The 8028-nt window shown below is 65.3% G+C and carries 6 protein-coding genes; 4 read left to right on the plus strand and 2 right to left on the minus strand.

Features of this window, described 5'->3' with window-relative positions; genetic code table 11:
* Positions 1-184 precede the first annotated feature (184 nt).
* A complete protein-coding gene (locus FGS76_RS13995; protein ID WP_240692547.1) occupies positions 185-787 on the plus strand; it encodes a response regulator in 603 nt (200 codons plus the stop codon).
* Positions 784-2610, plus strand: a complete 1827-nt coding sequence (locus FGS76_RS14000) for an ATP-binding response regulator (protein ID WP_138773283.1) — start codon at positions 784-786, stop codon at positions 2608-2610. Before FGS76_RS13995 ends, FGS76_RS14000 begins: the two co-directional genes overlap by 4 nt.
* Before the next feature lie 62 nt (positions 2611-2672).
* Here the strand turns inward: FGS76_RS14000 and FGS76_RS14005 are convergent, their stop codons facing one another.
* Together FGS76_RS14005 and FGS76_RS14010 are read right to left on the minus strand one after the other, a co-directional pair.
* Positions 2673-3065 (minus strand): nuclear transport factor 2 family protein, encoded by a 393-nt coding sequence (locus FGS76_RS14005; RefSeq protein WP_138773284.1) that lies wholly within the window; start codon positions 3063-3065, stop codon positions 2673-2675.
* Between the two features lie 170 nt (positions 3066-3235).
* The gene (locus FGS76_RS14010; RefSeq protein ID WP_138773285.1) at positions 3236-4150 is read right to left on the minus strand and encodes a recombination-associated protein RdgC; all 915 of its coding nucleotides are present in this window, start codon (positions 4148-4150) and stop codon (positions 3236-3238) included.
* A gap of 249 nt (positions 4151-4399) precedes the next feature.
* Between FGS76_RS14010 and FGS76_RS14015 the strand changes: the two genes are divergently transcribed.
* Both FGS76_RS14015 and FGS76_RS14020 read left to right on the plus strand, forming a co-directional pair.
* Entirely contained in the window at positions 4400-6019 is a 1620-nt protein-coding gene (locus FGS76_RS14015) for a long-chain-fatty-acid--CoA ligase (protein ID WP_138773286.1), read from the plus strand.
* 593 nt (positions 6020-6612) lie between these two features.
* Positions 6613-7848: a dienelactone hydrolase family protein gene (locus FGS76_RS14020; RefSeq protein ID WP_138773287.1), complete on the plus strand. Its 1236-nt coding sequence runs from the start codon at positions 6613-6615 to the stop codon at positions 7846-7848.
* Positions 7849-8028: the final 180 nt, after the last annotated feature.

The raw sequence follows: 8028 nt of genomic DNA on the forward strand, positions 1-8028 counted from the left end.
CGTCGCGCTTACATAACGCCCCCCGATGGATTACCTTTTGTTACGAGGCAGGGAGAAGGCTAGGCGAAGGGACCTGGCGAGAGAACAGTCAAAATTGACCGTTCTCACCGGCGCGGTCTACACGCACTATCGTGCCTCCATGGCGACGACAACCCCGGGACGGAGGGGCTGGTGGGGAAAGAGGTTGAGCGCATCCACGCTGTTATTGATAGACGATCATCCGCTGTTTCTGAGTGGCATCAGCCTGGTGCTGAGAGAAGGGCTCAAGCAGGTGGAGGTCCTGGAGACCGGCTCGCTGAGCGAGGCGCTGCAGCTGCGCCACGCCGATCCCGCCCTGATCCTTCTCGACCAGCAATTGCAGGGCGTGAGCGGCGTCACCGGTATCGCGGCGTTGCGACGCAAGTGGCCGGCCACGAAGGTCGCGCTGCTGTCCGGCTGTGATATGTCGGCGCTCCGCGATGAGGCGCTCGCCGCCGGCGCGGTGGCTTTTATTTCCAAGACCGATAAACCTCGCACCCTGCTCCACCAGGTACGAGCACTGCTGGACGACCACGGCCTCCAGGAACCGGCGGGCTCGGAGCCTTCGGTCTCCGAGTCGCTGACCGCGCGGCAGGTGGAGGTGCTCGAGTTGCTGTGCCGCGGGCTCTCCAATAAGGCCATTGCCCAACACCTGCATCTTTCCGAGTACACGGTTCGCGGCCATGTGCAGACACTGCTTGGTCTGCTGGGCGCGTCCAGCCGGGGCGAGGCGGCGTTCAATGCCCGCCGCCGGGGATGGATCGTTTGAGTATCGAGGATCGCTTCCAGATCGAGCGACTGACGTTGGTGTTACGGCACCTGCGCCACGCCTTCGGGATGAGCGTCATGGTCGCCAGCCTGATGGTGGCGGTGTTTTATTTCGCCAGCGGCAGCGTGGTCAGCGCGGTCTCGGCGCTCAGCGGCGAGCGTATCGGCATACGGACCTCGGCGGTGTCCACCACGGCGCTGCTGGTGTGGTTTTTCGCGCTGTTGGCGGTTTCCGGTGCGCAGTCCTGGGGCGCCCGCCGCGCGCTGAAGAAGGGCTTTGGCGCCGCCGATGTCGCCCCGATCCGGCGGCAACTGGTGCTCAGCCGGTGCCTTGAGGGCACCCTGTGGGGCGCGTTGATCTGGATCGGCATCGACCAGCACACCTCCCCCGGGGCCACCGCCCTGCTGATGGGGCTGCTGGCCTCGAGCAACGCGGACAGCGTGGCCAAATACTCGAACATCCTGGGACTTTATACCGGCATCATGCTGCCGATGACGGTGCTCGCCGTGGCCCGCTTTATCACCATCGACGATCTCTACTACCAGATGATGGCCGGCTTCTCCGTGCTGTTTGTTATTGCCCAGTACATGCAGGCGCGCACCCTGGGCGCCAGTATCAATGAGGCAATCCGCCTGCGCTTCGAGAATCTGGATCTGGTGGAACGGCTCAAGACTGAAACCCGCGAGGCCAGTGCCGCCCGCGAAGCCGCCGAGCAGGCCGACGAGGACAAGTCCCGCTTTCTGGCCGCCGCCAGCCACGATCTGCGCCAACCGGTGCAGGCACTGAATCTGTTGCTGGAGACGCTCTCCTGGAGTGAGATGGACGAACGCCAGCGGCGAACGCTGGACAGCGCCCGCGCCGCCAGCGCGTCCTCGTCCGAGATGCTCAATACGCTGCTCGATTTCTCACGGCTGGAGGCCGGCGTCATCGAGCCACAACCCCGGCCTTTCAGTCTGCAACGGTTGCTTCATAAGCTGGAAATGGAGCTGGCGCCGCTGGCGGATGAAAAGGGCCTGCTCTACCGGACACGGGATACCGAGGCGACGGTGGTTTCGGACCCGGCGCTGCTGGAGCTGATTCTGCGTAACCTGGTGGCCAACGCCATACGCTATACCGACCGGGGCGGCGTACTGGTCGCCTGCCGCCGGCGGGGCGCCGGGTACCTCATCGAAGTGTATGACACCGGGATCGGCATCGCGCCGGATCAACACCGGGCGATCTTTCGTGAGTTCCATCAGCTGGGCAATCCGGAGCGTGACCGCCGCAAGGGTCTGGGCCTGGGCCTGGCCACCGCCGAGCGGCTGACCACGGCAATGAACCACTCACTTACGCTGCGCTCGGCGCCCGGGCGTGGCAGCGTGTTCCGCCTGCGCGTCGCCGGTGCGGAGCGCCAGGCCACATCGTCGATCAGAGCGTCGGCGGCGCCGTCCTCCCTGCCCAATCTGGGCCAACGACGGGTGCTGGTGATCGACGACGATGAAACCATCCGCCACGCCATGCGGATGCTGCTCACCGGCTGGGGCTGCGAGTGCCGGACGGCGGCGTCCCTGGAGGAGGCCCTGGATCAGGACGCGGCGGCGCCGGAACTGATTCTCTGCGACTATCGACTGCGCGACGGGCACAACGGCGCCGAGGCCATTGCCAGCCTTCGCGGGCGTTTCGGAGCGGATATCCCAGCGCTGCTGGTCACCGGTGACACGGCTCCGTCGCGGCTGCGCGAAGCCAGCGCCAGCGGCATTCCTTTGCTGCATAAACCGGTGGCGGCGCTGGCGCTGCACCAGGCGCTGATGGCGACGCTGGACGGTACCTCTGAGCGCGGCTAAAGCGGCACGCCGCCCGGCCGCTCCTGCCACAATAGACGCCGTAGGAGAGGCTTCAGCCGCGATCAGCCTTTCATGCGCTCCAGCATGGCGCCCATCATTTCGTGGATCTTGTTGACCGCCTTGAGCGGTCGCACCATCACCTTGAAGTCGTCGATGCGGCCGTCGGCGTCACAGTGGATGATGTCCACGCCGTTGAGCTGAATACCGTCCAGCACGGTGGTGAATTCCAGCATGGCGTTGTTGCCCTGCAGAATCTCGCGCTGGTAGCGGAAGTGTTCGTTATTGAGGGTGTGCAGGGCGGCGGTCAGATACATTTTGGTGATCGCCTTGCCTTCCTGGGGGGTGTGCACCACCGGGGAGTGGAACGTCACGTTGTCGGCGAGGATCTCATTCAGAGCGTCGGCGTCCTTGGCGTCCACCAGGCGGTGCCAGCGTTCTATGGTTTGTTCGATCATGCGGGGCTCCCGTGTCAGTGTTTACAGTGTAAACATTTACACGGGACTGTAGCGTTTTTGTCGGTTTGGGGCCAGTCCTTGAAGGATGTGGCCATGATGCGTTGGGTATCGCGGCTGAAGCCGCTCCTACAGGACCAGCTCTGTAGGAGCGGCTTCAGCCGCGATCCGCCTCAGGCCGCGCCGGAGCTGCTTTCGGCTTTGATCTCGAAGAACTCGAACAGGGTATCCAGGGCGCCCCGCAGGGTGCCACCCTGCAGCTCCAGGCGCGCCATCATTTCGTCCAGGGCGTCCTCGGCGTTGATGCCGTCCAGGTTCTCCTGGATCAGGTCCAGGGGCTTGAGGCGCTTGATGGCGAAGTCCTGCTGCAGGTCGAATTCCATCTCGTCCTTCCAGGCCAGGTTCACCTTCACCGCCGCCAGCTCTTCCAGGTGGGCGAGGATTTCCTCGCGGCCCAGGTCCAGGGCGGTGATGCGCACGCTGGCACCGTCGCCGTTCTTGAACTCACAGCGGTCACCCAGGGTAAAGCCCTCCGGCAGGGCGGCGGGCTCGCGCAGCCAGTGGGCGAACGCCGCGGTGGTGGCGCTGGCGGCGGTGGGGCGGGTCACCGGCAGCGAGTCCAGCGCCTTGCGCAGCGCCGACACCACCTGCTCGGCGCGGCTCTCGGAGCCGCAGTCCACCATCACCCGGCGGCGCTGGGGGTCGATCAGCACGCCGGTGCGCCGGGAGCGGGTAAACGCCTGGGGCAACAGCTCGAAGGTGATCTGGTCCTTGAGGTCGGCGCGCTCCTTGCGGCCCACCGGGCGGCCTTCCCGGTCGCGGATTTCCTCCACCCGGGCGTCCAGCTCCTCCTTGATCACCGGGCCGGGCAGCAGCCGGGCGATTTCCTGGTGCACCAGATAGAAGTAGCTGCCGGCGGCCACCACCATGCGGTCATCGTTCTTGAGCGGCGGCACGAAGCCCTCGCTGCTCGGGCTCTGGCGCCCGCAGGGCGGGCAGCGGTGGCCATCCAGGCGCTCCTCCAGTTCGGCGGCGCTCCAGTTGAAGGGTTCGGTGCCCAGAAAGACGGTGAGGTTCTTGATCCACATAGCAGGGGTTCCGGAAAGCGGCTGTCACGAAAGGGCGGCCACATTAGCCCAGCCGGGCGCGGAAGAAAACCACGCGCGTCCCACCTGTGGGTCAAGCGGGCTTCTTCAGTTTCCGGCGCCAAAGCTTTTTCCTTTCACTCGGACGCGACCGCCGCGACCGCAACCTGGGCACCGGGATTTGACACCGCCGCCGGATACGGGAAATCTCGTGGGTCTACCTACAACAAAGCCGAACACCGGGAGAGCTCTATGCAAGGCCAGATGATGAACCAGCCGCTGCTGATCAGCAGCCAGATCCGCCACGCCGCCCGCTACCACGCCGATGCCGAGATCGTGTCCGTGGAAACCGCCGGCGGTGTCCACCGCACCAATTGGGGCGAGGTGGAACGGCGCGCCCGGCGCCTGGGGTCCGCGCTGCAGGGCCTGGGACTCGAGCGCAGCGACCGGGTGGCTACCCTGGCCTGGAACAATCACCGTCACCTGGAAATCTATTTCGGCGTGTCCGGCGCCGGCATGGTGTGCCACACCATCAACCCGCGCCTGTTCCCGGAACAGCTGGTCTATATCTTCAATCACGCCGAAGACAAGGTTCTGTTCATCGAAAAGACCTTCCTGCCGCTGATCGAGGCGCTGCAGGACAAGCTGCCCAAGCTGAAGCACGTCTACCTGCTCAGCGGCAAGGACGACGAGGCCGCCGCCAAGGTGCCGGGCCTGAAGTTCTATGAAGACCTGATCGAACAGGGCGACGAAGACTTCGAATGGCCGGAGTTCGACGAAAACACCGCCTCCAGCCTGTGCTACACCTCCGGCACCACCGGCAACCCCAAGGGCGCGCTCTATTCCCACCGTTCCACCGTGCTGCACTCCATGGCGGTGGCCCTGCCCGACAGCCTGGCGCTGACCGCCCGGGACTGCCTGCTGCCGGTGGTACCCATGTTCCATGTGAACGCCTGGGGCATTCCCTACGCGGCGGCCATGGTCGGCGCCAAGGTGGTGCTGCCCGGCCCGGGTCTGGACGGCGACAGCCTCAAGAACCTGATCAACGGCGAGAAAGTAACCTGCGCCGCCGGTGTGCCGACCCTGTGGCAAGGCCTGATCGGTGCCCTCAAGAAGGCCGGCGAGAAGGTGCCCACCCTGACCCGCACGGTGATCGGCGGCTCCGCCTGCCCGCCGTCCATGATCGCCACCTTCCGCGACGACTACGGCGTGGACACCCTGCACGCCTGGGGCATGACCGAAATGAGTCCGGTGGGCTCGGTGAGTACCCTGCTGCACAAGCACATGGCCCTGTCACCGGAGGAACAGGCGGCGATCCGCGCCAAGCAGGGCCGGCCGCCGTTCGGCGTGGACCTGATGATCGGCGACGAGGAAGGCAACGAGAAACCCATGGACGGCGACACCCAGGGCGACCTGTACGCCAAGGGCCACTGGGTGATCAGCGAGTACTTCAACGTGGACACCCCGGCGCCGCACAAACAGGGCTGGTTCCCCACCGGTGACATCGCCACCCTGGACGCCAACGGCATCCTCACCATCAAGGACCGCTCCAAGGACGTAATCAAATCCGGCGGCGAGTGGATCAGCTCCGTGGAGCTGGAAAACATCGCCATGGGCATGGACATGGTGGCGGACGCGGCGGTGATCGCCGCCAAGCACGCCAAATGGGACGAGCGCCCGCTGCTGATCGTGGTCAAGGCCGAGGGCCAGGACCCGTCGGAGCAAGATGTGCTGGCCGGCTTCGAGGGCCAGGTGGCCTCCTGGCAGGTACCGGACGCGGTGGTGTTCGTGGACGCCCTGCCCCGCAACGCCACCGGCAAGGTGCTCAAGAACAAGCTCCGCGACGAGCACGAGAACCACCTGCTCGACTGAGCGGCCCCCATATCGCGACTGAAGTCGCTCCTACAACAGCTCCCGCCCCGTAGGAGCGACTTCAGTCGCGATTCAAGCCTGCGACCTGACCACGGCGGCACCGGCGGACAAGATCGCGGATCAAGCGGACCACCGTGCCCCCTGTATCCTGCATCCCGGTTCCCCTAACCCCATATCGCGACTAAAGTCGCTCCTACAAACAGCTCTCGCCCTGTAGGAGCGACTTCAGTCGCGATTCAAGCCCGCGACCAAACCACGGCGGCCCAGGCGGACAAGATCGCGGATCAAGCGAGCCACCGTGCCCCCCTGTATCCTGCATCCTGAATCCTGTATCCGGGTTTCCCCAACGCCATATCGCGACTGAAGTCGCTCCTACAACAGCTCCCGGGCCTGTAGGAGCGACTTCAGTCGCGATTCAAGCCTGCGACCTGACCACGGCGGCACCGGCGGACAAGATCGCGGATCAAGCGGCCCACCGCGCCCCCCTGTATCCTGCACCCTGAATCCTGTATCCGCCCCTCCCCCCACCGCTTTCGACAGCCCCCCGGCGCGCTGCTAGGCTTTTCCCTTTACGCGCACAAGAAGGAAACACCATGGGAGAGTTCATCGACGTCACCGCGAAGGACGGCGGACGTTTTCGCGCCTATCTGGCACTGCCGCCGTCGGGCAAGGGCCCGGGCCTGGTGGTGGGGCAGGAGATTTTCGGGGTCAACGAGACCATGCGCCGGGTGGCCGACGGCTACGCCGAGGAAGGCTATGTGGTGCTGGTGCCGGACCTGTTCTGGCGCATCGAGCCGGGCATCGAACTGGGCTACGGCGAGGCGGATTTCCAGCGCGCCTTCGAGCTGTTCCAGACCGTGGACATCGACCGCGCCATAGACGACATCGATGCCAGCCTGGAGACCCTGACGGCCCGTCCGGAGGTCACCGGCGGCGACCTGGGTTTCGTGGGCTTCTGCCTGGGCGGCAAGCTCGCCTACCTGACCGCCGCGCGCACCCGGGTGGCGGTGTCCGTCGGCTACTACGGCGTGGGCATCGAGGAGCACCTGGACGAGGCCGCCAATATCAAAGGCCGCCTGGTGCTGCACTTCGCCGAGCTGGACGGCTTCTGTGACGAGGCCACCCGCAACCGCATCATCACCGCCCTGGGCGGCACCGTCAGCAAGCTGGAAACCTTCGTCTATCCGGGCGTGGACCATGCCTTCGCCCGCCCCGGCGGCGACCATTACCACAAGACCAGCGCCGACATGGCCCATGAGCGCACCATCGCCGCCCTGAAACGGGAGATCGGCCCGGACGTGGACCTGTCAGCCCTGTGGGATGAGCACTGCCTCCACGAGTTCGCCACCCGCGACGTGGATGCCACCATGGCAACCATGGTGGCCGAGCCCTATGTGAACCACATTCCCACCATGACCGGCGGCGTCGGCTACCAGCAGCTCAGCCGCTTCTACCGCAACCACTTCGTGCACGGCAATCCGGACGACATGACCCTGGTACCGGTGTCACGGACGGTGGGCGCCACCCAGCTGGTGGACGAGTTTATTCTCAGCTTTACCCATGACCGGGAGATCGACTGGATGCTCCCCGGCGTGGCCGCCACCGGCAAGAAAGTGGAAATTCCCATGCTCGGAGTGATCCGCTTCCGGGGCGACAAGCTGTGCCACGAGCACATCTATTGGGACCAGGCCAGCGTGCTCAAGCAGATCGGCCTGTTGGACGGCGAGGGCCTGCCGGTGGCCGGCGCCGAAACCGCCCGCAAGCTGCTCGACGAAAGCCTGGACTCCAACACGCTGATGGCTCGCTGGAAGGAAAGCGAAGGGAAGTGACGGCGGATGAAGGGTGGCGCCGTGCCCGCCCTGAATCCTGTATCGGGGGTTTCCCAACGCCATATCGCGACTGAAGTCGCTCCTACGGTTCAGGATGGTGTAGGAGCGGCTTTAGCCGCGATGCAAGCGTGCGACACAACCACGGCAGGATGGGGACGCGATAGCGGATAAAGGCTGGCA

This window comes from Alloalcanivorax gelatiniphagus (assembly GCF_005938655.1).
Classification (GTDB): Bacteria; Pseudomonadota; Gammaproteobacteria; order Pseudomonadales; family Alcanivoracaceae; genus Alloalcanivorax; species Alloalcanivorax gelatiniphagus.

Excerpts from the sequence above, each read along its gene's own strand:
- FGS76_RS14020 (WP_138773287.1), top strand. The coding sequence starts at position 6,613 with ATGGGAGAGTTCATCGACGTCACCGCGAAGGACGGCGGACGTTTTCGC.
- FGS76_RS14005 (WP_138773284.1), bottom strand. The coding sequence starts at position 3,065 with ATGATCGAACAAACCATAGAACGCTGGCACCGCCTGGTGGACGCCAAG.
- FGS76_RS14010 (WP_138773285.1), bottom strand. The coding sequence starts at position 4,150 with ATGTGGATCAAGAACCTCACCGTCTTTCTGGGCACCGAACCCTTCAAC.
- FGS76_RS14015 (WP_138773286.1), top strand. The coding sequence starts at position 4,400 with ATGCAAGGCCAGATGATGAACCAGCCGCTGCTGATCAGCAGCCAGATC.